The organism is Vibrio sp. 378, from assembly GCF_033339435.1.
This window is the reverse complement of the sequence record NZ_JAWOUO010000538.1, coordinates 1-708: the sequence shown is the minus strand read 5'-3', so window position 1 is coordinate 708 and position 708 is coordinate 1. Positions and strand designations below refer to the sequence as shown.

General features: G+C 44.2%; 1 protein-coding gene. It reads left to right on the top strand.

Features of this window, described 5'->3' with window-relative positions:
- Positions 1-163 precede the first annotated feature (163 nt).
- A complete protein-coding gene (locus R7Q48_RS27400) occupies positions 164-625 on the top strand; it encodes a hypothetical protein (protein WP_203496381.1) in 462 nt (153 codons plus the stop codon).
- Positions 626-708: the final 83 nt, after the last annotated feature.

Below are 708 nucleotides of genomic sequence, written 5' to 3'. Positions count from 1 at the left end.
CCTTGGGTTCACGACTCACCTGTTTTTTCCTTTTGCACATTTTCGCGCGGTGGGTAATGCACACAAATAAAATACACTTGCATCACTTTTTGGAAATCTTGCAGTTACATTTTTAAGGTTATTTGTTAGTATCCTGCGCCGAATCAGCCAGATACCAAATCGTATGGAAACCACTCAAATACAACCTAGGAAACAACGCGTCGCCGCTATTGCGGTTATTTTCGCGGTACTGTTTCAGCTGTATTTGGCCTCCACTGCGGCGCTCAATCCCACGCAAGTGCACAATAAAAGCTGGCTTAACAAAGTTCAGAATGAAAAGGTGTTGCTCTGTACCGCTGAAGGTTTTAAGTGGGTCGACATCAATACACTCATCGCTGCAAACGCTCAACCTTCTTCCGAATTTATTGATAACTTGAAGCTACACGATGGTTTCCAGTTTGAATGTCCACTGCTGCAAGCCGTGCAATTTTTCTTGCTTGTCGCGGTTTGGCTTTATCTTGCCACCATTCAGTGGTTACGCCGCGTTAAACACGCGCTCACGCCCTACCATTTTGCTCAATGCGGCAGATTGGTTTACCAGCATATCGCACCAAAGCAATCCCCTCCTTGTGTTTTTCCTGCCTAATGATTCTTTAAGAACTCAGGCTCACAATAACAACAATTATCCCATTGAGCATTTGCTCGGGAAGTCATTCTATTTAAAAGGAA